Genomic DNA, 22448 nt, shown 5'->3' with positions numbered 1-22448 from the left:
CTTGAAGGTCAAAAGTGTTTTGCCGTTCCGTGGCTTACTCACCCGAGGGGTTGCCCGTAGCCTGCGCTCATACATTTTCAACCTTCAGGTAACCCCCCATGAAAAAAGTTCTGTTGCTCAACGGTGGCAAGAAATTCGCCCACTCCGATGGTCGCTACAACAACACCCTGCACGACGCCGCCCTGGCCGTGCTGGACCGTGGTGGTATCGACGTGAAAGTCACCCATATCGACGCCGGCTACGACGTTGCGCAAGAAGTCGCCAAGTTTCTCTGGGCCGACGTGATCATCTATCAAATGCCCGGCTGGTGGATGGGCGCCCCGTGGATCGTCAAGAAGTACATCGACGAAGTCTTCACCGAAGGCCACGGTAGCCTGTACGCCAGTGATGGCCGCACCCGTTCCGATGCCTCGCAAAAGTACGGCAGCGGTGGCCTGATCCAGGGCAAGCAGTACATGCTGTCGCTGACCTGGAACGCGCCGCAGGCGGCCTTCGACGATCCGAGCGACTTCTTCGAAGCCAAGGGCGTGGATGCGGTGTATTTCCCGTTCCACAAGGCCAACCAGTTCCTCGGCATGAGCGGCCTGCCGACGTTCCTCTGTGTGGACGTGATGAAGCGCCCATCCATTGAGGCTGATGTGCTGCGTTACGAGGAGCATCTGGCCCAGGTGTTTAACCTGCCCCGGTAATACGGCTAGTATCCACGCAGCCGTATTCACGAGGATTCACGTTGAAAGCCCGATCCGATGAGCTACAGATCTTCGTCTGCGTGATTGAGTGCGGTTCGATTTCCGCCGCCGCCGAACAAGTCGGGCAGACGCCCTCGGCGGTCAGCCGCACCTTGTCGCGGCTCGAAGCCAAGCTCGACACCACCCTGATCAACCGCACCACGCGGCGCATGGACCTGACCGAAGAGGGCAAGTATTTCTTCGAACAGGCCAAGCTGATCCTGGCGCAGATGGACGAGTTGGAAGAGCGCCTGTCGTCGCGGCAGAAAACCCCGTCCGGGCGCTTGCGGATCAATGCGGCGTCGCCGTTCATGCTGCATGCCATCGTGCCGTACGTCGCCGAGTTTCGCCGCCTGTACCCGGATATCCAATTGGAGCTCAACAGCAACGACCTGATCATCGACCTGCTGGAGCAGAGCACCGATATTGCGATCCGCATCGGCACCCTGGCGGATTCGACCTTGCATGCCCGCTCCCTGGGCTGCAGTCCACTGCATATCCTGGCCAGCCCGGCGTACCTTGAACAACACGGCACGCCGACCAGCGTGGCAGACCTGGCCGACCATACCTTGCTCGGTTTTACCCAGACCGAAACCCTCAATCATTGGCCGCTGCGCCATGTGCAGGGCGATCGTTGGCAGATCGAGCCGGACATTGCCGCGTCCAGCGGTGAAACCCTTCGCCAACTGGCGTTGGAGGGGCAGGGGATCGCCTGCCTTTCGCACTTCATGACCATCGAAGACATCAACGCCGGTCGCTTGCAGACGGTTCTGGCCCCGTTCAACAGTGGCTATCGCCAGCCGATCAACGCGGTGTACTACCGCAACTCGCAACTGGCCCTGCGTATCCAGTGCTTTCTCGACTTTATCCAGGAAAAACTGGCGCGCTACTCCTGTTGAACCGACTGTTTACCACAGTGGTTCCATCTGATGTATTTGCGTACCATCGCCACCTCATTCCCCGCAATTCCCCCGGTAACCCCATGAAACTCTCTCGTCTGCGTGCCGATGCCCTGGCCGGACTCACCACGTCTTTTGCCTTGTTGCCCGAATGCATCGCCTTTGCCCTGGTGGCCCACCTCAACCCGCTGATGGGGCTGTATGGCGCCTTTATCATCTGCACCTTGACCGCCTTGTTCGGCGGCCGGCCGGGGATGGTTTCGGGGGCGGCGGGGTCGATGGCGGTGGTGATTGTCGCGCTGGTGGTGCAACACGGGGTGGAGTACCTGCTGGCGACAGTGCTGCTCGGCGGTTTGATCATGATCGCCTTCGGCTTGCTGCGCCTGGGCAAGCTGGTGCGCATGGTGCCGCACCCGGTGATGCTGGGGTTCGTCAACGGCCTGGCGATCATCATTGCCCTGGCGCAACTGGAGCATTTCAAGAGCGGTGAGGCCTGGCTCAGTGGCACGCCGTTGTATGTGATGGGCGCGCTGGTGGCGGCGACCATGGCCATCGTCTACCTGCTGCCGCGCCTGACGCGCGCGGTGCCGCCGGCGCTGGTGGCGATTCTCGGGGTGGGGCTGGCGGTGTACCTGCTGGGCTTGCCCACGCGCACCCTGGGCGACATGGCCCACATCGCCGGTGGCCTGCCGACTTTTGCCTTGCCGCAGATTCCCTGGACTTTGGAAACCCTGGGCATCATCGCGCCTTACGCGTTTTTGATGGCGATGGTGGGGCTGCTGGAAACCCTGCTGACCTTGAACCTCACCGATGAAATCACCGAGACCCGCGGCTATCCCGACCGTGAAAGCGTGGCCCTGGGCGCGGCAAATATGGTCAGCGGGGTGTTTGGCGGCATGGGCGGTTGCGCAATGATCGGGCAGACCGTGATCAACCTCAGCTCGGGCGGGCGCGGGCGTTTCTCCGGGGTGTTTGCCGGGGTGATGATCCTGCTGTTTATTTTGTTCCTGTCGCCGCTGATCGAGCGCATTCCCCTGGCGGCGCTGGTGGGGGTGATGTTTGTGGTGTCCCAGCAGACCTTTGCCTGGGCGTCGCTGCGGGTCATCAACAAAGTGCCGCTCAATGATGTGTTGGTGATCATGGCGGTGACGGTGATCACCGTCTTTACCGACCTGGCCACGGCGGTGCTGTGCGGGATTGTGATTGCCGCGCTCAACTTTGCCTGGCAACAGGCCCGTGAGCTGTACGCCGATGAACATTTGGAGGCGGATGGCAGCAAGCTCTATCGCCTGCACGGTACGCTGTTCTTTGCCTCGACCACGCCGTTCTTGAACCAGTTCGACCCGGCCAACGATCCGGCCCAGGTCACGCTGGACTGCCGGCACCTGAGCTTTGTCGACTACTCCGCTATCGCGGCCTTGATGACCCTGCGCGAGCGCTACGCCAAGGCTGGCAAGCATCTGCGTGTGCTGCATTTGTCCGAGCGCTGCAAGAAACTGCTCAAGCGTGCGCGGGTGCAACACGACTGATCCTCCCCTGTAGGAGCGAGCTTGCTCGCGAAAAGCGTCAACGATAACGCGGGGCTTCTGGACGCACGCGGCGCTCTCAGGTTTTTCGCGGGCAAGCCCGCTCCCACAGAGATCAAGGACCGACGAGGTTTTCCAGTTCCTCGGCGCGGGTCTGGGTCATGTCCAGTACACAGCCAGAGCCATTGACCTGATCAATACTGCCACCGGTCGCGGAGCCGGCGAAGGCGCAATTGGCATCGCGGTATTTGATCCACAGGCGCTGCACATCCTGCAATTGCTGCCTGCGCGGGCCTTGCTGGGCTTGCAGCGCGGTTTTGTAGGCGCTGTTCAGGCGCTTGTCCTGAACCTTGGTTTCCTGGGCGTTGCAGCCGACCATCGCGGCTGTGGTGTTGGCGCTGTCCATGCATTTTTGCAGGGCGGGGCTGCTGTCGGCGGCCATCGAGGTGCCGGACGAGGCCAGCAATAGCGCGCTGATGGCGAGGGTTCTACGGTTCATGACGGGCTTCCTGAAGAGGATTCGGTGTGCAATCTGAGACCGGACACGGGCAGTCGAGTTTCCCGTACCCGCCCGCGGCCTGCATGTAAGAACTATCCCCTGATTTTCATCCCGGGTCTGAGGGCATGTCCCAAAGCGACAGCGCTTATCTGTGGGCGAAAATTACTTTCATAAAATTTGAAAAATCTCATCGGTAATGATTTATGAGTTTCACAACCAATTCGACGTGACCCTTTCCGAGGAGTACCGCATGGCCACATCACCTGGCGTCTGGCTGTTGGCATACGCTGCCATCGCCATCATTGCATTGATCGTGCTGATTGCACGTTATCGGCTCAACCCGTTTATCGTCATCACCCTGGTGTCCATCGGCCTGGCGCTGCTGGCCGGGATGCCGGCGGATACGATCATGGGGTCGTATGAGGCCGGGGTCGGCAAGACCCTGGGGCATATCGCGCTGGTGGTGGCCCTGGGCACGATGCTCGGCAAGATGATGGCCGAGTCCGGCGGTGCCGAGCAGGTGGCGCGTACCCTGATCAACCGTTTTGGCGAGCGCAATGCCCATTGGGCCATGGTGTGCATTGCCTTCCTGGTGGGGCTGCCGCTGTTTTTCGAGGTCGGTTTTGTATTGCTGGTGCCGATTGCCTTTACCGTGGCCCGGCGCGTCGGGGTGTCGATTCTGATGGTCGGCCTGCCGATGGTCGCCGGTCTTTCGGTGGTGCATGCCCTGGTGCCGCCGCACCCAGCGGCGATGATGGCGGTGCTGGCCTACAACGCCTCGGTCGGGCAAACCGTGTTGTATGCAATTTTGATCGGCATCCCCACCGCGATCATCGCCGGCCCGGTGTACGCCAAGTTCATCGTGCCGCGTATCCACTTGCCTGCCGAGAACCCCCTGGAGCGCCAGTTCATCGAGCGCGAGCCACGTACCCGCCTGCCCAGTTTCGGCCTGACCATGGGCACCATTCTGTTGCCGGTGGTGCTGATGATGATCGGCGGTTGGGCCAACCTGATCTCTACGCCCGGTAGCGGCTTCAACCAGTTCCTGTTGTTTATCGGTAACTCGGTGATTGCCTTGTTGGTGGCGACCCTGCTCAGCTTCTGGACCCTGGGCCTGGCCCAGGGCTTCAACCGCGAGTCGATCCTCAAGTTCACCAACGAGTGCCTGGCGCCGACCGCCAGCATCACCTTGCTAGTGGGCGCGGGCGGCGGCTTGAACCGGATTCTGGTGGACGCCGGCGTGACCCATGAAATCCTCGGCATGGCCAATGCCTTCAACTTGTCGCCGCTGGTGATGGGCTGGTTGTTCGCCGCGCTGATGCGCATTGCCACCGGCTCGGCCACCGTGGCCATGACTACCGCGTCCGGCGTTGTTGCGCCCGTGGCCCTGGGCCTGGGTTATCCACACCCGGAATTGTTGGTGCTGGCGACCGGTGCCGGCTCGGTGATTTTTTCCCACGTCAACGACGGTGGCTTCTGGCTGATCAAGGAATACTTCAATATGACGGTGATCCAGACCTTCAAGACCTGGACCGTGCTGGAGACCCTTATTTCGCTGGTCGCCTTCGGTCTGACCTACGGTCTGTCTCTTGTTTTATGAGCCTGATCCTGTAACCCGGAGACCCCATGGACATCCTCTACCAGATCCGCGCCCGCCAGGATTTCTTCAGCGCTGGCGAAGGGCGAATCGCCCGGCTGATGCTCGATGATGTGGGCTTCGCCGCATCCGCCAGCCTGGAAGAACTGTCCCAGCGGGCCGAGGTCAGCACCGCCACCTTGTCGCGCTTTGCCCGCAGCGTTGGTTGCCGTGATCTGCGCGACCTGCGCCTGCAACTGGCCCAGGCCAGCGGCGTGGGCAGTCGCTTCCTCGACCCGGCGGGGTTGCCCGAGCAGTCGGCGTTTCATCGGCAGATCCTCGGTGATATCGAAGCGACCCTGCGCCAGCATCTGTCGGGCTTCAACCAGGCAGGTTTTGTCGATGCCGTGAACCTGCTGGGCAAGGCGCGGATGATCCACGCGTTTGGCATGGGCGGCCCGTCGAGCCTGTGCAGCGAAGAATTGCAGGTGCGCCTGGTGCGCCTGGGCTACCCGATTGCCGCGTGCCGCGACCCGGTGATGATGCGGGTCACAGCCGCCACATTGAGCGCCGAACACGCACTGATTGTCTGCTCCCTCACCGGCCTGACGCCCGAACTTTTGGGGGCGGTGGAACTGGCCCGCAACTATGGTGCACGGATCGTCGCGATCACCCTGGCCGACTCGCCGCTGGCGCAGTTGGCAGACGTACTGCTGCCGCTGCAACCGGCCGAAACCAGTTTTATCTATAAACCCACTGCTGCGCGCTACGGAATGCTGCTGGCCATCGATGTACTTGCCACCGAACTGGCCCTGGCCAGGCCGGATGACAACCAGGAACGCCTGCGCCGGATCAAGCTGGCCCTGGACGACTATCGCGGCGGCCCTGACAGCCTGCCGCTTGGAGATTGAGATGAAGTACCACACGCTGATTCGCCAGGCGCTGATCATTGATGGCAGCAACACGCCGGGGTACATCGCTGACGTGGGGTTGCGCGACGGGCGTATCGAGACGATCGGCGATTTGTCGGGTGCCCAGGGCGAGCATGAGATCGAGGCGAGTGGCCGCGTATTGGCGCCGGGTTTTATCGACGTGCACACCCACGACGACACCGTGGTGATCCGCCAGCCGCAGATGCTGCCCAAGCTCAGCCAGGGCGTGACCACGGTGATTGTCGGCAACTGTGGCATCAGCGCCTCGCCGGTCAGCCTGCGCGGCGACCCACCGGACCCGATGAACCTGCTGGGCAAGGCCCAGGCGTTTGTCTATCCGCGTTTTACCGATTACCGCGCCGCCGTGGAACACGCCCAGCCGGCGGTCAACGTCGCTGCGTTGATCGGTCATACGGCGCTGCGCAGCAACCATATGGACGACCTGCAGCGCAGCGCCACGCCGACTGAAATCGCGTTGATGCGCGTGCAATTGCACGAAAGCCTTGAAGCGGGCGCCCTCGGTTTATCCACAGGCCTGGCCTACGCCAGCGCGTTCAACGCCGATACCGACGAAGTGCTGCAACTGAGTGAAGAACTGACAGCGTTTGGTGCGGTATACACCACCCATTTGCGCAGCGAATTCGAGCCGGTGCTGGAGGCCATGGACGAGGCATTCCTGATCGGCCGCCATGCCAAGGCCCCGGTGATCATCTCCCACCTCAAGTGCGCCGGCGCGGGCAATTGGGGGCGCAGTCCGCAGTTGCTGGCGTCTTTGGAGCAGGCGGCGAAGAGCCATCCGGTGGGCTGCGATTGCTATCCCTATGCCGCCAGTTCTTCGACCCTGGACCTCAAGCAAGTGACCGATGCCTTTCGTATCACCATCACCTGGTCGACACCGCACCCGCAAATGGGTGGGCGGGATTTGCAGGATATCGCCGCTGCGTGGGACATGTCCTTGATGGACGCCGCCCGCCGCTTGCAACCGGCGGGGGCGGTGTACTACGGAATGGATGAGGCCGATGTGCAGCGCATCCTCGCCCATCCGCTGTCGATGGTGGGCTCCGATGGTTTGCCGGAAGACCCGTTTCCCCATCCGCGCTTGTGGGGCGCCTTCCCACGGGTGCTCGGGCATTTCAGCCGCGATCTGGGCTTGTTCCCGCTGCACACGGCAGTACACAAAATGACTGGCCTGTCGGCCGCGCGCTTTGGCCTGGCCGGACGCGGTGAAATCCGCGAAGGGCACTGGGCCGACCTGGTGTTGTTCGACCCATTGCGGGTGCGGGATGTGGCCGACTTCAAGGACCCGCAACGGGCTGCCGAAGGGATAGATGGGGTGTGGATCAACGGCGTGCTGAGCTACCGCGACGGGCAGGCGAATGGTCAGCGGGCGGGGCGTTTTCTGGCGCGCAGCGGGGATTTGCGCGCAGGGTTCTGATTTCAGGGCGAAGGGCGCTACCGTGGCAAGCCCGCTCGCCACAGGTGGGATGCTTGCTTATAGTGGCTGCTTCAAAACAGGGAGCCGTCGCCATGCAGTTAGGAACAGTCACCCCCATCTTGCGGACCTTCGACGAGGCCAAGACTGAGGAGTTCTATATCGGGTTCCTTGGCTTCAAGGTCGATTGGCAGCACCGCTTCGAAGATAATTTTCCGTTGTATCTGCAAGTGTCGTTCGGTGCCTGTGTACTGCACCTGTCCGAGCACCATGGTGATGCCTCACCAGGCGCCGCGGTGCGTATCCAGGCCCAGGGGCTGGACGCTTACCAGCAGCAATTGCAGGCCAAGGACTACCGCTTTGCCAAGCCGCAAATCGAAGAAACACCCTGGGGCACGCGGGAGATGAGCATCAAGGATCCATTTGGCAATCGGCTGGTATTTGTCGAGGAAGGCCAGGCCTGATCGACAAATAGCAGGCAATAAAAAACCGCCTTTACAGGGCGGTTTTTTATTGCAATCCCAGTTAGTGGCTGGGGTTACGTGCTCAAAGGAAGCAGTGACGTGCGAACAAATACTACTTATGGTTTTGGGAACTCGCAAGGCTTGGCGACAATCGGCATGGTTCGGTTTTGATGCCTGACTTTATCCAAATACAGATGCAAAAAATGGTAATAAAACGCTGGGGAACTAAAGAGTGTTTGATGAGCGCTCGTCACACCTTGGGCTGGGATCTTGGTTAGTATCGCCCCTGTTCTGCGTTTGTCGTTTGGTAGGTGAGGCTGGGTATGCGCTCGAATTCTGGACCGACCGCCACGGGCTAGTAATCCGTGCCGGATTCACGCGGGAGGAACCAAAGCCCGGCCGCCTCAAAGGAAGCAGTGATGTGCATCCCAAGGCTCACATGTTCCGGTAAGTGCGCTGGAGGTAAGGCCCAACTCTAGGAGGGCCGAGTATGTCCAAGTTTGCACGACGTACGTGGGACCTCGCAGTGAATTGCTTGCGTGTTTATCACGTTTGGAAATTCCTGCGAGACAGCTTCGATGACCGTTAAGGTCTGAGAAGCGCAGCCGCCCCGGTTTTGGCCGGGGCGGCTTTTTGCTATTCGGTTGGAATTGTCGAGGAAGGCCAGGCCTGATCGACAAATAGCAGGCAATAAAAAACCGCCTTTACAGGGCGGTTTTTTATTGCAATCCCAGTTAGTGGCTGGGGTTGCTATCTCAAAAGGCGCAATCGACTCGCCGGGATATTAGCGCTGTTCATATCGGCCTGCAAGATTGAGCGATGATCGGTGCTGATGGTTTCTGGCGCTTTTTTCGCGTCAATTCCAGCTGCAAAAGGCTGCAATAAATCTCCCGTCCAACACTGGATATTTGACCACTGTTGGTCACACCTTCGGCCCAAATGTTGGTTAGGATCTTCCCCGTTCTGCGTTTGTCGCTTTTGAGTGAGTCGGGTACGCGCGCGAATTTTGGACCGGCCGCCACGGGCTAGTAATCCGTGCCGGATTCATGCGGAAGGACCATTAGCCCGGCCACCTCAAGAGGCGCGATCGACTAGCGTCCAAAGGCTCACGTGTTCCGGTAAGTGCGCTGGAGGTAAGGCCCAACTCTAGGAGGGCCGAGTATGTCCAAGTTTGCACGACGTACGTGGGACCTCGTAGTGAATTGCCTGCGTGTTTATCACGTCTGGAAATTCCTGCGAGACAGCTTCGATGACCGTTAAGGCCTGAGAAGCGCAGCCGCCCCGGTTTTGGCCGGGGCGGCTTTTTGTTTACACCCGGAAATGGCTGACCATCTGCTGCAACTGGCTGCCCAAGCGTGCCAATTCGACACTGGACTTGGCGGTCTCGTCGCTGGCGGTTGCGGTCTGCTCCGACACATCGCGCACATTGACGATGCTGCGGCTGATTTCTTCGGCCACGGCGCTTTGCTGTTCGGCGGCGGCGGCGATTTGCTGGTTCATCGACTGGATGTTCGACACCGTACGGGTGATGTTCTCCAGGGAGACGCCCGCCTTGCGGGTCAATTCGACGCTGCTGTCGGTCAGGCTGCGGCTGTTGTTCATCACATTGGCCACTTGCTGGGTACCGTTCTGCAAGCCGGCGACCAGGCCTTCGATCTCCTCGGTGGATTTCTGCGTGCGCTGGGCCAGCCCACGGACCTCGTCGGCCACCACGGCAAACCCACGCCCGGCTTCACCTGCGCGCGCTGCTTCAATCGCGGCGTTGAGCGCCAGCAGGTTGGTCTGTTCGGCCACGGCCTTGATCACGTCCATCACGCTGCCGATCTTGTTGCTCTCTTGTTGCAGATGGGCCATGGCGTCGGTGGAGCGTGCCACTTCGTCGGCCAGGCGTTCGATCTGTGCGATGGCTTCCGCCACCACCTTGTCGCCTTCGCGGGCCTGGCCATCGGCGGTGGAGGCGGCCTGGGAAGCTTGCTCGGCATTACGTGCGACTTCCTGCACGGTGGCCGTCATTTCATGCATTGCCGTGGCCACTTGGTCGGTCTCGATCTTCTGGCTGTTGACCCCGGCGCTGGTCTGTTCGGTCACGGCCGACAGTTCTTCGGCGGCGCTGGCGATCTGGGTGACGCCGTCGCGAATACCGGAAATCAGCTCGCGCAAGGTGGTGCCCATGCGCTGGATACCTTGTTGCAGCACGCCCAGTTCATCGCGGCGGGTCACCCGGATGTTGTGACTCAGGTCGCCGGACGCGATGCGCTCGACCACGGCCAGGGTTTCCTGCAGTGGGCGGGTGATCTGCCGGGTGATGACCAGCGCGGCGATAATGCCCACCAACAGGGCCAGCACGGTGCTGATCAGTTGCAGGCTACGGGCCTGGACGCTTTCTGCATCGCGGCGTTGCAGTTGGATGTCATACAGCGCTTCGCTGCGCGACACGATATCGGCACCTTGCACGGTCATTTCCTGACGGGCGAGGACGATATTGGCATTGGCTGCCTTGTAGGCCTGCACCGCGCTGCGGTAAGCGCCCAAGGCGTTTTCCAGGGCGGTCAGCTCGGTTTGCTGGGACTGACCGAATACGTCTTTCAGGCCCTTGAGGCCATTGATCGCCGACTCGATTTGCGCCGCCGCGCGGGCCTCGGTTTCCGGGTTGACGTTGCCGGTATAGCCGCGCACTTCATAGCGGGCGACCTGGAACTCTTCCTTGGCGTGGTTGATCGCTTCGTACTGGGCGAAGCGCTCGCTGCTTTCGGGCATCTGGCGCACGCTGCGGTCCAGGGCGGCAATCACCAGGCCTGCGGCGTCGGCACGCTCGCCCATGGTTTGGCGTGCTGCGTTGCCGTTACGGTAAGCCTCGCGCATTTTGTTCAGCGACTGCCGGTAGGCGGTGATGGTGTCTTTCTGCTCGTTGAGCAGCTTGAGGTTTTCCGGGCTTTTGAAGCTGTTGATCAGCTGTTGTTGCTGCGCGGCAAAACTGTCGAGGCTGGCCTGGACATTCTGCGCCACGTCCTCGTCGCCGTTGGCCAGCATGTATTGCAGGCGCACGATCCGCAGTTTGGTCAGCGAAGCGTTGAGTTGGGTGATGTCGCTCATCCAGTTGCTGCGGTCGATCAGGCTGCCCAGGCTGGTCCAGCCGGTGATCGCGAGGATCGAGGTGAGCACCAGCACCAGGCCGAAGCCCAGGCCCAGTTTCAAGTTGACGCTGATGTTGCCAAACCATGTATTCATCGAATTCCTCCAGGAACAGATTGCGTGTACATCAGTTGCTGGAAGATCGCCCAGCCGATGGATAGACAGGAGGTATCGGCAGGCAGGGCGAGAGCTGAAACGGTTTTTTAATCAATGCCGGATTCGCGGATGAGCGGTCATTGATAGCGATGTAGGCGCCGGCAAGCCGGCACCTACAGGGCGCTCAATCGTTCGGCAGGATGCTCAAGACCAGGCACGACGCGGCATCCCGGCTCAGGTGCACACGATTGTGAGCAATGCGCGGATGCCGGGCCTGGCCCTCGGCCTCGCCGCTGTTGGGGTTGACGTCGAAGCGTGGGAAGTTGCTACTGGATATGTCCAAGCGCAGGCGATGACCTTGTTTAAACAGGTTGCAGGTGGCGAATGGCTCGATGGTCACCTTCACCCGCTCACCGGGCGCCAGCGGTTTGGGCTGCTCCCAAGCGTCGCGATAACGGCAGCGGCGGATGCCGTCTGTGATGTTCATCGCAAAGCCCTCCGGATACGCCGCGCTCGGCGGGTAGACATCCACCAGCTTGGCGGTGAAGTCAGTGTCTGGCGCGTCGCTGTCGATCCACAGTTCGATCTGCACGGGACCTGCGACGATCAAGTCTGCGGCCAGGGGCGCGGTCTGGAAACTCAGCACGTCGTCGCGCTCGGACAAGGGGCGATTGTCGCCCCGGCTGCCAAAAAAGTCGGCGCGCTCGCGCTGGTCGAAGGCGCCGCCGACAAAAATCGGCGCGCCGGACGTCAATGCACCGCCCACGGTCGGCACCGGGTTGGCCGGGTCGGCGTAGTAACCCAAGACAGCCTCGCCCGCGCTGGGCGCAACCTCGGTCAATTGCCGCTGCGCATCCAGGTACAAGGTCAGTGACTGGGTGCCGGGCAGCGGCCATTGCTCGCCCTGCAGCCAACGGCCGCCATGCTGTAGGCGGCCGTTTTCATCCGGCGTGCCGCTGCCGCCGCCCATCAAGAACACTTTCACTTGGGCCTGCGGTGGTTGCGTCCCAGTCTTGAGAGACTGCTCGAACCATTGCAGACGGCAACTCAACCAATCCTGCGCCACCTGGCCGTCAAAGGCCGCCTGGGCACCGAACTCAACATCACCGCTGTGGCTGATATTGCGGTCACCGTGCAGCCACGGGCCCATGATCAATTGCTGCGGTGCGCGGCGGGCTCGGTTGAAGGCGGCGTAGTTGGCCAGGGTCGAGCTGACATAAGCGTCGTACCAACTGGACATGAACAGCACCGGAATATCCGGCAAGCCGGCGTAATGCCCTTCGGCATAAATTCCGGATTTCTGCCAGTAGGGGCCGAAGGTGCCCTGGGCCCACTGCTCCAGCAGATAGGCTTCGTACTCGGGCACATGACGCAACGGTGATTGGCCCGCCTGCCAGGGCATGCGGCGGAACCACTCGTGGATATCCTCGTCTTCCAGCGCCTGGCGCACTTGCGGGTCGGCCAGCGCCGCCGGGCTTTCCTTGGCTTGGCGAAACGCCCAGGTGGCCTGCTTGAGTTCAAACGCACCACCCTGGCGAATCCCGCATTGGTAGGCGTTGGCGAAGCCGCCGCTGTCGAGCACCATGCTGCCCAGGCCCGGCGGATGCAGGCAGGCCATCGCCAGTTGGGTGTGCGCCGCGTAAGAAAGGCCCATGCTGCCGATCTTGCCGTTGCACCATGGCTGGCGGACGATCCAGGCCAGGGTGTCGAAACCGTCTTCGCCCTCGGCAGTGTATTTGGTGAACACCCCTTCGGAGGCGTAGCGCCCGCGACAATCCTGGAAGATTGCGACAAAGCCCTGGGCGGTAAAGCGGGCCGCCATTTGTTCACGGGAAATGTGCTGGCCGTCGAGCTGCTTTTCCGAGCGCGACGGTTTGCTCTTGTCATAGGGCGTACGTTCGATCACCACCGGATACGGGCCGTCGCCGCCTGCCGGCAGGTAGATGTCGGTGGCCAGGTGGATGCCATCGCGCATGGCGATCATCTGGTTGTGCAGGGTTCGCATAGGTAAAACACTCATCGACTCAATATCCGGTTTGCACTGCGATGGCCAACAGCACCATCGCCAGCACCGCATAGATCAGGAACAGCGGCAGGATGTAGCGCGCCCATTGGCCCCAGCCGACGTTGGCGGTGGCCAGGAGTACCAGCAGGCCGCTGGAGGTCGGGGTGATCATGTTGGTCAGGCCGTTGCCCATCAAAAAGGCAAAGACGGTGGTTTGTGGGCTGACCCCGGACAACTGGCCCAGCGGGCCGAAGATCGGCATGGTCACGGCGGCCTGGCCGGAGGTGGAGGGGATCAGCACGTCCAGCCCCAGTTGCGCGAAGAACATGCCGTAGGCCGACACCACGGGCCCGTGGTCGCCCACCAGGTTGGCCAGGCTGTTGACGATGGTGTCCAGCACCTGGCCGGTGCTGAGGATGATTTCCACGGCGGTCGCCAGGCCGATCAGGACGCCGGCGATCAGGACCTTTTTCATGCCGTCGACAAAAGCGCTGGCGGCGGTGCTGGCGGCCAGGCCGGCGATCAGCGTGAAGAGCACGGTCAGCAGCAGGTAGAACGCCGACAGCTCATGGTATTTCCAGCCCCAACGGTTCGAGGCATAGACCAGGAAGCCGATCCCGCCACCCAGCACCAGCAGGTTCAGCAGATGGCGCATCGGCAAGGGCTTACTTTCGAAGGTGATCTGCGCGCTGGCATCAAACCCGTGCTTGCGAATGCTCCACAACACAAACGCGATGCCCACCAGCAAGAAGGTGCAATACGCCGCGACGCGCATGCTCAAGCCGCTGAAAATCGGCAGGCCGACCATCGGCTGGGCCACCGACAAGGCCACCGGGTTGGAGATGGATGCGAGGTAACCGATCTTCACCGAAATGGTGACGATGGCCAGGCCAATCAGGTTCGACAACCCGAGGCGATTGGCCATGGCCACCATCAACGGCACGATCAGGATGAATTCCTTGGCCAGCCCCATAAAGGTACTGCCGGCGGAAAACACCAGCATCAGGCTCGGTACCAACACGTAGATATTGCCCCGGGTCAGGCCCAGCAGGCGCTCCAGCCCGGCATCGATCACCCCGGCCTTGTTCAGCACGCCGAACATGCCGCCGATGAACAGCACCATGAAAATCAGCGCCGCACGCTTTTCGATGCCTTGAGGAATGGCCATGAAACCTTCCACCAGCGACACCGGGCGGGCCGTTGTATCGCCCGCCTTGCGCGGTTCCAGGGAGAACAACTGGCTGAAGGAATCCTGCTTTTCCAGCACCTGGTACGAGCCGGGTACCACCAGGCCATTCTGGCGCTGGAACTTGCCGGCGTTGACCGCATAGGTGAAGGCCACGGCGAGCAGGACGATGCTTAGCAGAATGATTGCCGGGTTGATTTGCTTGCGTTGCGCGGGTTTGTCTGCGGCCGCCTCGGTGGGCGGCGGGGTACGGAGGATCTGCGGTTCGGTCATGCTGGCGGCCCCGGCGCGGCCCCCGTCTGAGCGGGGTGCGTGCGCTGTTATTGTTGTGGGTAGTGACGCTTGGTTGGGCGGACACTAGGGCAAAGTTTTGCCGGCCACAACGTTATGCGTGGGGCGGGTTGGGGTATGCGTTTTTGTTGTGGTGAGCAGGGTTGCTTTGCTTTGCAGATGCACAGATTTGGTTTTTGTGGAGAGGGGACAAGCCCTAATGCCAGTCAGTTAAGGCTTTTTTGTAGGAGCGAGCTTGCTCGCGAAAAACTTACAGGCGCCGCATTCATTCAGTAAGCACGCGTTATCGTTGACGTTTTTCGCGAGCAAGCTCGCTCCTACAGAAGGCGATGACCGCTAACTGACTGGCATTAGGGCACGCCCCCTCGCCACAACAAGCCTGCTCTTCACAACAAGCACTCTGGGGAGCTATGTGCTCAGATTCAGTCGCTGTTTAAGGTGATCGGCAAAGGCCGTCACCAGCTGTGAGCGCGGCTCGTCGGCACGAAATGCCAGGCCGAATGCATAGGGCAACGCCGGGCGAAACGGGCGGCTGACAATCGGCAGATGCATGAAGTGGCTGGCCAGCAAACCATTGACGATCGACACCCCCAGACCTTCGGCGACAAAGCTGCAGGCGGCGCCCACCGAGTGCACTTCGACCCGCACCTGGGGCGTGAGGTTGGCGGCGCGGAACATCTGGTTCAGCTCGGTACGCAGCGCCCGTTGCCGGCCCAGCATCACCAGCGGCACATTGCGCAGATGCTGCACCTCAATGAACTCGTGGCGACTGAGTGGATGGTCGGCCGGCATCACGCACACGCCTTCGGTGTGCAGCACTGGCTCGACATCGAAGTCGGGCATCTCGGTGGGCAGGCGCACAAAACCCAGGTCGGCGGAGCGGTCCAGTACGGCGCGCTCGATCATGTCGTAGGAGCCGGTCAGCAGTTCGACCACGATGTCTTCATGGTCCTTGAGAAAGTCCGCGACAATACGCGGCAACAACTCCTGGGTCATGCTGGTAGGCACGCCGACCTTGAGCAGGCTTTTGCGTGAGCGGCCTACGCGCATTTCATCGGCCAGGCGCTGGATGCGTTGCATGCCGTCCACCAATCCTGCGACTTCGGTGAGTAATTCCTCGGCCTCTGGCGTGGCCATCAAGCGGCCCTTTTTGCGCAAGAACAGGGCAAACCCCAGGGCGTCCTCCAACTGGCTCAACAGGCGGCTGACCGCAGATTGCGACAAGCCCATGCGCGTGGCCGCGCCGATGGTCGAGCCGGTGGACATGATCGCCTTGAAGGCTTCGAGTTGCTTGAGGTTCACCGTGGATTTCCTGTCGAAGGGCGGCTTTGCGCATAGCGTCATGCGCTTCTCGCATAACGTTGTGGGGCGTTCGGCAAGCCGTTAGTGTCCGCCCCAATGTGACCTGGCGTCCAGCCTGGCACACGGAGCAATTGCCCATAAAAATCGACAATACGGCATTGAGGAAACACTGATGCGTGAGCTTTTCACGAGGGGCGGCGTGGTCACCGCAGGCTTGCTGGCGAGTCTGTCACCGGCGCTGATGGCCCAGGGTTTCTGGGAGGACTCCCACGGCAAGTTGACCCTGCGCAATTACTATTTCAACGACGGTTATCGCGATGGTGGCGAAGACCGCAAGGAATGGGCGCAAGGCTTTTTGCTCAACCTGCAATCGGGCTATACCGCAGGCACCGTAGGTTTTGGCCTGGATGCCCTGGGGTTGTCCGGGATCAAGCTCGACTCCAGCCGCACCCACGCCGGTACCGGTTTATTGCCGGTTCATGATGACGGGCGCGCCGCCAATGAATTCTCAAGCCTGGGCGTGACCGCAAAAATGCGCATCGGCGCTACCGTGCTGAAAACGGGCACGTTGCTGCCGAAGATCCCGGTACTGGTACACAACGATGGTCGCTTGCTGCCGCAGACGTTTCGCGGCACTCAGATCGAATACACCGGCATCCGCAACCTGTACCTGCACAGCGGGCACCTGGATCAATTCAAGCTGCGTAACTCCACCGACAGCGTGGATATTTATCCACAGGGCTACAGCGGCAAAAAGGGCAGTGACTTCGATTTCGCCGGCGCCACCTATGCCTTCACGCCGAGCCTCAGTGGTACTTGGTACTACGGGGAAATGCGCGAATTCTATCGCCAGCAATTCCTTGGCCTGGTGCACAAGCAGCCGTTGGGCCCCGGCAGCCTGACCAGCGATCTGCGTTATTTCATCAGCAATGAAGCCGGCGAGGCGCGCAACGGCAAGGTCGACAGCGACATGTTCAGTGGCCTGTTCACCTACAAGCTGGGGCCGCAGGCATTGGGCGTGGGCTACCAGAAAGTCAGCGGCGACACCGCGTTGCCCTATGCCAGTGTGTCGACGGTGTACTCGTTCAGCAACGCCGGGGTCGGCAAGTTCATCCAGGCCGGTGAGCAAACCTGGATGCTGCGCTATGACTACGATTTCGCCGCCGTGCTGCCGGGCCTGAGTTTCATGACCCGTTACTACAAGGGCCAGAACGGCGACTTCAAAGGGCGTGAAGCCCGGGAGTGGGAGTCCGACACCAACCTGCGCTACGTGATCCAGGACAGTACCTTCAAAGGCCTGGGCGTAGAGTTGCGCAAGGCCACCTACCGTTCCACCTATGCCAGTGACCGTGACAACTACCGGGTCTACCTGACGTACGACCTGGCGCTCTGGTAGGCCTTACTGTTCGACAAAGGAGTAGGGGCGGCTGCCCACTTTGATTTGCTGGCGGGTGGTGACCGGGATCGTCAATTCTTCGATACGGTCCAGCAGCGCCACGTTGCCCGGCTTGGCATCGAGATAGGCGCGCAGTTGCGCTGGCGACTGCAGGATCGGCAGGTGGCTCTGGGTGTAAAACACGCTGGCGCCCGCCACGCGCTCATTGGGTTGGTAGAGCACCACGCTATGGCCTTGGGCTTGCAGTGCCTGGATTTGGCTGGTCAGGGGGACGAACGATTCACGCCGGTCGGCCTTTGGCGCATACCAGATTGCTGCACCCAGGTAGCAGGCTATCACCAGGGCAAACACCCCGGTGATCAAGCTGCGGCGATAGGTGGGCAGGCGCTGGAGCAGAACCGCGGCATACTCGGTGGCAAGGACCGCCGCCGCCGGTGTCACGGCCATCAGATACACCACGCGTTTGCTCGATGCGAAGGTCAGTAGGGTAAATTGCGCCACCAGCCACAGGCTGAAAAACAGCAGGTAACGATTGCTCGCCAGGCTTTTGCGAAAGTGCCACAGGCCCAGGTACACCAGAATATTCCACGGCAAAAAGGCTTCGTGCAATTTGGCGAGGTAGTAGTAGATGGGCTCGTAATGCCCGGCTTCGACGAAGGAGCCGCTAAAGCGTCCGACGCTGTTGGTCCACAACACCTCACCGACCGCCTGCATGCCACCCCGTTGATAGAGAAAGCCCAGCCAGATCAATAACGGCACCAGCGCAAGCAAAGTGAAGGCCCCCGGTTTTAGCCACTGGCCGAGTTGCAAGCGTTTGTCCATCAGGCTGGTGCAAGCCAGATAGGCAAAAATCACAATCCCCGGCATCGCTAGCCCCAGCACGCCTTTGCTCAAGGTGGCAATCGCCATCCCCAAGGTAAACAGCAGCCAACTGCCGACGTTGGCGCGGTGCTGGGACTCGGGACGCGTGGCCTGGTAGAACGCCAGCAGGGCCAGGGTTACGCCGAGGCTGAGCAGCGCATCTTCACCCACGCCGCGCACGTTGCTCCAGTAACTGGCCATGGTCGCCAGCACCAGCGCTGCGCAAAACGCCAGCGACGTGGGCCGCCCGAACCGGCGCAGCATGCCGTACAGCAGCATCACGCTGAACAAACCGGCAAACGCCGAGGCCAGCCGTACCGCGCCGGTGCTGGCACCAAACAGGCGAATCGCCCCGGCATCCAGCCACAGGCTCAGGGGTGGTTTTTCCAGGAATGGCTCACCGAACAGGCGCGGCACCACCCAGTCATTGTCCAGGTGCATGGCCATGGCAATCCCGGCCACCCGGGCTTCGGTGGAGCCTTGTAACTCGTGGTTGCCCAGGGCAACGAAGAACAGCAAACCGGCAAGCAGCAGCAACAGCGGGGCAGGGCGTGTCATGGGTGGGTTACCGGATGCGAGGGGGCAGCGTTGGAGTATACGAAGGCAATCCTTAACAAATTGTGAACGTAGATCCCGTTGTGGATTGGCCTGCCCGCTGGCCTTGAAGTGGTCGGTTTACCGTTGCCTTGGGAACCTACCATTGCCGGGTCCCGATCCACACCGGAACGGGCATTCCCTACAGGAGAATGCGATGAGTAACGATCCACAGGCAATCGTGGTCAGAACCGTGCAAGCCGAGGACTATGAGCAGTGGCTGCAACTGTGGCTGGCCTACCAGGACTTTTATCAAGTGTCCCTGGATGAGACCACGACCCGCACCGCCTTCAGCCGCTTGCTCGATGCCAATGAAGCCATGGCCTGCGCGGTAGCGGTGCAGGGCGATGAGCTGGTGGGGCTGGTGCACGCGCTGTTGCATCGTTCGACCTGGGCGGTGGCTGACTTTTGCTACCTCGAAGACCTGTACGTCGCCCCCACGGTACGCGGTGGCGGTACCGGCAAGTTGCTGATCGAATGGGTCCAGCGCTATGCGCAGTATCACGGCTGCGCACGTTTGTACTGGCATACCCAGCAGACCAATAAGCGCGCGCAAAAACTCTACAACTGGATCGCCGAAGACTCGGGTTGCATCGAGTACCGCATGGCCCTGTAACGCCCGCCCGCTCAGCTCGCCGATATTGGTCGTGGACATATCGGCGGCTTCGCACAAAGATGCATGGTTTTTTAGCCCTTGGCCAAGTCAATGACCCACAACCTGGAACTGGACACGCTGAAGATCCGCCTGACGGACCCCAAGCTGGCCTCGCTGGATTTGCGGGTGCGGGTGCAACGCGTGCTGCGCCAATTGATCCTCGAGGGCGTCCTCGCGCCCGGCAGCCGCTTGCCCGCGACCCGCACGCTGTGCAAGTCACTGGGCATTTCCCGGGATACCGTAGAAATGGCCTACGTCCAACTGCAACTGGACGGTTACCTGAGCCGGCGCGAAGGCTCGGGCAGTTTCGTCTCCGAGAAAATCGGGCCGAGCCTGCGGGGTGCGCGCAAGCGCCAGCCGCTGCTGCCGAACCAGGCCCCGGCGCTGAGTGCCAGGGGCGCGCAGATCCTCGCCAGCGGCGGCGTCAGCGACCAGCAGGTGGTCAAGGCGTTTGCCACGGGGCTGCCGGAAACGCGCACCTTCCCCGTGGGCATCTGGGAGCGCCTGCACCGCCAGGCGTTGAAGGACTACCGCCCGAACCTGCTGTTGCACGGCGACCCGCAAGGCGCTGAACCCCTGCGCCAGGCCATCGCCGACTACCTGAACCTGGAACGCGGTGCGCGGGTCACGCCGGATCAGGTGCTGGTGCTGTCCAGCACGCGTCAGGCCCTGTACCTGTGTGCGCAGGTGCTGGTCGACAGCGGCCAGCCGATCCTGATGGAAGACCCCGGTTACTTCGGCGCCCGCAAGGCGTTTGAAATGGCCCAGCTCAAGGTGGTACCGGTGGCGGTGGACGCCAAAGGCCTGTGTATCGACGCCTTGCGCGCCGACCGCAGCGGCGCCAATGCGGTCTATGTCACGCCGTCCCATCAATACCCCACTGGTGCGACCCTGGCGCTGGAGCGGCGCCTGGACCTGATCGCCTGGGCCGAGCAACGCCAAGGCTGGATCATCGAGGACGACTACGACAGCCAGTTTCATTACGAAGGCTTGCCGACCGCCTGCGTGCAGGGCCTGGACAACTACCAGCGCACGCTCTACCTCGGCACCTTCAGTAAGTCGCTGTACCCCGGCTTGCGCATGGGCTTTATGGTGCTGCCCCGGGAGTTGGTCAAACCCATGACCTACGCCCGCAGCATCCTCGACGGCCACACCCCGCAAATCGCCCAGTTGACCCTGGCGCGTTTCATGAACGATGGGCATTTCGGCAGCCATATACGCGCGATGCGCAAAATCTACGGCGAGCGCCGGGATGCCATGGCCGCAGCGGTTGAGCGTCACTTGAGCCATGTGGTCACCGCCAGCTTGCCGCCCGGTGGCTTGCAGTTGCCTTGTGTGTTGCATGAGGGGTGGTCGGAGCTGGAGACCATTCGCCAGGCGGCGCGGGTGGGTATCCAGCTGCCAGGCCTGACTCGGCTCTACACCCAGCCGCCGGCCAGGGGCGGCTGGCTGCTGGGGTTCTCGGCGCTGACGCCCGGTGAAATCGACAGCGCCAGCCGGCAGTTGGCCAAGGTGCTCAAGGGTGGTCTGGTGCAAGGTGGCGAAGTGGACTGAAAGGACGGTCCGGTGCTTGTTAGCCTTTGCGGCCTTAACAAAAGGAATGCGCCATGAACCGACCCGCCCTACGCCTGCGCCTCGCCGATTACCTGTCACCGAGCATCAGTGCGCTGATTTCCGTCATCGTCAATTACGCCGGCACCTTCGTCCTGGTGTTCCAGGCCGCGCACTTGGCGCAACTGAGTGCGGCACAAACCGCTTCGTGGGTGTGGTCGGTGAGTATTGGCGTGGGCGTGACCGGTGCGTGGCTGAGCTACCGCTACCGCGAGCCGATCATCACGGCGTGGTCGACGCCGGGTGTGGCGTTTCTGGCGACGGTCATGCCGTTTACTCCCTATGCCGAGGTGATTGGCGCCTACGTGATGTGCGCCATCGGTTTTATCGTCCTGGGCCTGAGCGGTGCGTTTGAGCGCTTGGTGCGGCTGATCCCCGGTGGCATTGCGGCGGGTTTGCTGGCGGGGATTCTCCTGCAGTTTGGCGTGGCGGCGTTTGGTGGAGCGAGTGCGGATCCGTTGTTGGTGATCGTGCTGGTGGTGGCCTACGCGGTGCTGCGCCGCTTTACTTCACGTTATGCGATGGTCGGGATTCTGTTGATTGGCCTGGGGCTGCTGCTCGCCCAGCAGCGGCTCGACTTGCACAGCCTTGAACTGCAACTGGCGGCGCCGGTGTTTGAAATGCCGCATTTTTCCATTGCGGCGTTTTTTGGCGTGGCCTTGCCGCTGTTCGTGATCACCCTGACCGGGCAATACATTCCCGGCATGCTGGTGCTGCGCAACGACGGGTTCAAGACCAGTGCCAATCCGATCATCACCGTCACGGGCCTGGGCTCTTTGCTGATGGCACCGTTTGGGGCTCACGCGTTCAACGTTGCGGCGATCACGGCGGCGATCTGCACCGGGCGCGATACCCATCAGGACCCCTCCAAACGCTACATCGCCGGGCTGGTGTGTGGGGCGCTGTACATCCTGGTCGGGGTGTTTGGCGTGACGCTGGCGACCTTGTTCATGGTCCTGCCGCGCGCATTCATCACCACCTTGGCGGGCCTTGCGCTGCTCGGCGCCATTGGTTCAAGCCTGGCCAATGCAATGGCCGATACCCGCACTCGGGAAACGGCGCTGATCACCTTTTTGGCGACGGCGGCCAATGTCACGCTACTGGGGATTGGCGGCGCGTTCTGGGGGCTGGTGGCGGGGTTGTTGGTGCATGGGGTGATTCATGGTGGGCGCCGGGCGCTGGCCTAGCCCCATAAATCCCGGCAGATAGGGCTTTTGTGGCGAGCCCGCTCGCCCCGCGTTGGGCTGCGAAGCAGCCCCAGTA

The 22448-nt window shown here is 61.6% G+C and carries 17 protein-coding genes and 1 pseudogene; 12 read left to right on the top strand and 6 right to left on the bottom strand.

Going from position 1 to position 22448, the window contains the following annotated elements:
- Window positions 1-98 precede the first annotated feature (98 nt).
- From HBO09_RS14535 to HBO09_RS28930, 4 genes and pseudogenes are all read left to right on the top strand, one after another.
- Complete coding sequence (locus tag HBO09_RS14535; RefSeq protein ID WP_170060914.1) at window positions 99-689, top strand: NAD(P)H-dependent oxidoreductase; 591 nt, start codon at window positions 99-101, stop codon at window positions 687-689.
- A gap of 41 nt (window positions 690-730) precedes the next feature.
- Window positions 731-1627: a LysR family transcriptional regulator gene (locus HBO09_RS14530; RefSeq protein ID WP_169995244.1), complete on the top strand. Its 897-nt coding sequence runs from the start codon at window positions 731-733 to the stop codon at window positions 1625-1627.
- Between the two features lie 83 nt (window positions 1628-1710).
- The gene (locus HBO09_RS14525) at window positions 1711-3156 is read left to right on the top strand and encodes a SulP family inorganic anion transporter (protein WP_169995242.1); all 1446 of its coding nucleotides are present in this window, start codon (window positions 1711-1713) and stop codon (window positions 3154-3156) included.
- 21 nt (window positions 3157-3177) lie between these two features.
- A pseudogene (locus HBO09_RS28930) lies at window positions 3178-3264 on the top strand (outer membrane lipoprotein carrier protein LolA); the annotation flags it as partial.
- Between the two features lie 4 nt (window positions 3265-3268).
- Here the strand turns inward: HBO09_RS28930 and HBO09_RS14520 are convergent.
- The gene (locus HBO09_RS14520; RefSeq protein ID WP_169995240.1) at window positions 3269-3652 is read right to left on the bottom strand and encodes a lysozyme inhibitor LprI family protein; all 384 of its coding nucleotides are present in this window, start codon (window positions 3650-3652) and stop codon (window positions 3269-3271) included.
- 196 nt (window positions 3653-3848) lie between these two features.
- Here HBO09_RS14520 and HBO09_RS14515 point away from each other — a divergent pair, with 196 nt between their 5' ends.
- The 4 genes from HBO09_RS14515 (at window position 3849) to HBO09_RS14500 (ending at window position 8056) form a co-directional block, all read left to right on the top strand.
- Window positions 3849-5252 carry a gluconate:H+ symporter gene (locus HBO09_RS14515; RefSeq protein WP_169995238.1) on the top strand — a complete coding sequence of 468 codons (1404 nt, stop codon included), beginning with the start codon at window positions 3849-3851 and terminating at the stop codon, window positions 5250-5252.
- Window positions 5253-5278: 26 nt separating this feature from the next.
- A complete protein-coding gene (locus HBO09_RS14510; RefSeq protein WP_169995236.1) occupies window positions 5279-6139 on the top strand; it encodes a MurR/RpiR family transcriptional regulator in 861 nt (286 codons plus the stop codon).
- A gap of 1 nt (window position 6140) precedes the next feature.
- Complete coding sequence (locus HBO09_RS14505) at window positions 6141-7595, top strand: D-aminoacylase (RefSeq protein WP_169995234.1); 1455 nt, start codon at window positions 6141-6143, stop codon at window positions 7593-7595.
- Window positions 7596-7687: 92 nt separating this feature from the next.
- Window positions 7688-8056 (top strand): glyoxalase superfamily protein, encoded by a 369-nt coding sequence (locus HBO09_RS14500; protein WP_169995231.1) that lies wholly within the window; start codon window positions 7688-7690, stop codon window positions 8054-8056.
- A gap of 1308 nt (window positions 8057-9364) precedes the next feature.
- Here the strand turns inward: HBO09_RS14500 and HBO09_RS14495 are convergent.
- The 4 genes from HBO09_RS14495 to HBO09_RS14480 all read right to left on the bottom strand — a co-directional run bounded on the left by HBO09_RS14495 (window position 9365) and on the right by HBO09_RS14480 (window position 16068).
- A complete protein-coding gene (locus HBO09_RS14495) occupies window positions 9365-11284 on the bottom strand; it encodes a methyl-accepting chemotaxis protein (RefSeq protein WP_169995229.1) in 1920 nt (639 codons plus the stop codon).
- Between the two features lie 184 nt (window positions 11285-11468).
- Complete coding sequence (locus HBO09_RS14490) at window positions 11469-13289, bottom strand: CocE/NonD family hydrolase (protein ID WP_169995300.1); 1821 nt, start codon at window positions 13287-13289, stop codon at window positions 11469-11471.
- A gap of 19 nt (window positions 13290-13308) precedes the next feature.
- Window positions 13309-14748: an AbgT family transporter gene (locus tag HBO09_RS14485; RefSeq protein WP_169995227.1), complete on the bottom strand. Its 1440-nt coding sequence runs from the start codon at window positions 14746-14748 to the stop codon at window positions 13309-13311.
- A gap of 426 nt (window positions 14749-15174) precedes the next feature.
- Window positions 15175-16068 (bottom strand): LysR family transcriptional regulator, encoded by an 894-nt coding sequence (locus tag HBO09_RS14480; protein ID WP_169995225.1) that lies wholly within the window; start codon window positions 16066-16068, stop codon window positions 15175-15177.
- 241 nt (window positions 16069-16309) lie between these two features.
- Here HBO09_RS14480 and HBO09_RS14475 point away from each other — a divergent pair, with 241 nt between their 5' ends.
- The gene (locus HBO09_RS14475) at window positions 16310-17464 is read left to right on the top strand and encodes an OprD family porin (protein ID WP_262381234.1); all 1155 of its coding nucleotides are present in this window, start codon (window positions 16310-16312) and stop codon (window positions 17462-17464) included.
- A gap of 3 nt (window positions 17465-17467) precedes the next feature.
- Here HBO09_RS14475 and HBO09_RS14470 read toward each other — a convergent pair whose 3' ends face one another.
- Window positions 17468-18883 (bottom strand): glycosyltransferase family 39 protein, encoded by a 1416-nt coding sequence (locus HBO09_RS14470; protein ID WP_169995220.1) that lies wholly within the window; start codon window positions 18881-18883, stop codon window positions 17468-17470.
- Window positions 18884-19076: 193 nt separating this feature from the next.
- On the opposite strand from HBO09_RS14470, the gene HBO09_RS14465 reads away from it, so the two are divergent.
- From HBO09_RS14465 to HBO09_RS14455, 3 genes are all read left to right on the top strand, one after another.
- Complete coding sequence (locus tag HBO09_RS14465) at window positions 19077-19535, top strand: GNAT family N-acetyltransferase (RefSeq protein ID WP_169995217.1); 459 nt, start codon at window positions 19077-19079, stop codon at window positions 19533-19535.
- Between the two features lie 90 nt (window positions 19536-19625).
- The gene (locus HBO09_RS14460) at window positions 19626-21128 is read left to right on the top strand and encodes a PLP-dependent aminotransferase family protein (protein WP_169995214.1); all 1503 of its coding nucleotides are present in this window, start codon (window positions 19626-19628) and stop codon (window positions 21126-21128) included.
- A 53-nt stretch (window positions 21129-21181) separates the two neighbouring features.
- Window positions 21182-22372: a benzoate/H(+) symporter BenE family transporter gene (locus HBO09_RS14455; RefSeq protein ID WP_104911544.1), complete on the top strand. Its 1191-nt coding sequence runs from the start codon at window positions 21182-21184 to the stop codon at window positions 22370-22372.
- Window positions 22373-22448: the final 76 nt, after the last annotated feature.

The sequence above is a fragment of the Pseudomonas sp. WS 5027 genome, assembly GCF_012985695.1.
Lineage (GTDB): Bacteria > Pseudomonadota > Gammaproteobacteria > Pseudomonadales > Pseudomonadaceae > Aquipseudomonas > Aquipseudomonas hygromyciniae.
Note: the sequence above shows the minus strand (reverse complement) of the source record. Positions and strands in the feature narration are given on the sequence as shown.

Bases quoted from the DNA above. Each gene is read 5' to 3' on its own strand.
- HBO09_RS14535 (WP_170060914.1), top strand. From the start codon at position 99: ATGAAAAAAGTTCTGTTGCTCAACGGTGGCAAGAAATTCGCCCACTCC.
- HBO09_RS14490 (WP_169995300.1), bottom strand. From the start codon at position 13,289: ATGCGAACCCTGCACAACCAGATGATCGCCATGCGCGATGGCATCCAC.
- HBO09_RS14465 (WP_169995217.1), top strand. From the start codon at position 19,077: ATGAGTAACGATCCACAGGCAATCGTGGTCAGAACCGTGCAAGCCGAG.
- HBO09_RS14510 (WP_169995236.1), top strand. From the start codon at position 5,279: ATGGACATCCTCTACCAGATCCGCGCCCGCCAGGATTTCTTCAGCGCT.
- HBO09_RS14520 (WP_169995240.1), bottom strand. From the start codon at position 3,652: ATGAACCGTAGAACCCTCGCCATCAGCGCGCTATTGCTGGCCTCGTCC.
- HBO09_RS14470 (WP_169995220.1), bottom strand. From the start codon at position 18,883: ATGACACGCCCTGCCCCGCTGTTGCTGCTGCTTGCCGGTTTGCTGTTC.
- HBO09_RS14500 (WP_169995231.1), top strand. From the start codon at position 7,688: ATGCAGTTAGGAACAGTCACCCCCATCTTGCGGACCTTCGACGAGGCC.
- HBO09_RS14460 (WP_169995214.1), top strand. From the start codon at position 19,626: ATGACCCACAACCTGGAACTGGACACGCTGAAGATCCGCCTGACGGAC.
- HBO09_RS14515 (WP_169995238.1), top strand. From the start codon at position 3,849: ATGATTTATGAGTTTCACAACCAATTCGACGTGACCCTTTCCGAGGAG.
- HBO09_RS14495 (WP_169995229.1), bottom strand. From the start codon at position 11,284: ATGAATACATGGTTTGGCAACATCAGCGTCAACTTGAAACTGGGCCTG.
- HBO09_RS14485 (WP_169995227.1), bottom strand. From the start codon at position 14,748: ATGACCGAACCGCAGATCCTCCGTACCCCGCCGCCCACCGAGGCGGCC.
- HBO09_RS14505 (WP_169995234.1), top strand. From the start codon at position 6,141: ATGAAGTACCACACGCTGATTCGCCAGGCGCTGATCATTGATGGCAGC.
- HBO09_RS14525 (WP_169995242.1), top strand. From the start codon at position 1,711: ATGAAACTCTCTCGTCTGCGTGCCGATGCCCTGGCCGGACTCACCACG.
- HBO09_RS14455 (WP_104911544.1), top strand. From the start codon at position 21,182: ATGAACCGACCCGCCCTACGCCTGCGCCTCGCCGATTACCTGTCACCG.
- HBO09_RS14475 (WP_262381234.1), top strand. From the start codon at position 16,310: ATGGCCCAGGGTTTCTGGGAGGACTCCCACGGCAAGTTGACCCTGCGC.